Source organism: Zoogloea sp. LCSB751 (assembly GCF_002028455.1).
In the GTDB taxonomy this organism is placed as follows: Bacteria; Pseudomonadota; Gammaproteobacteria; order Burkholderiales; family Rhodocyclaceae; genus Zoogloea.
In genome coordinates this window covers 1-246 of the sequence record NZ_MWUM01000485.1, presented here as the reverse complement: position 1 = coordinate 246, position 246 = coordinate 1, and the positions used below count along the sequence as shown (strand labels likewise).

The 246-nt window shown below is 45.5% G+C and carries 1 pseudogene; it reads right to left on the bottom strand.

Features of this window, described 5'->3' with window-relative positions:
* Positions 1-246: pseudogene (locus tag B4920_RS27405) on the bottom strand (hypothetical protein); the annotation flags it as partial.

Below are 246 nucleotides of genomic sequence, written 5' to 3'. Positions count from 1 at the left end.
AGTCAAATTTATTCTCAGCAATGGCCTTGCTCGCCGTCTGTGCACTATAACTGCCCACACCCACTAGCGTTTTGCCATAGTGTGCACGAACATAACTTGATGCAGAGCCGCCTAAGTAATCAAACTCCATACTGTCATCGAAAATACCGATATGCACAAAGGCCAGATCGCGTTTTTCTAACTCAGGAAGTAAATAATCAAAAACCGCACGGTCACGGCTATCGCTTGCCATATTGAAATAGGCGC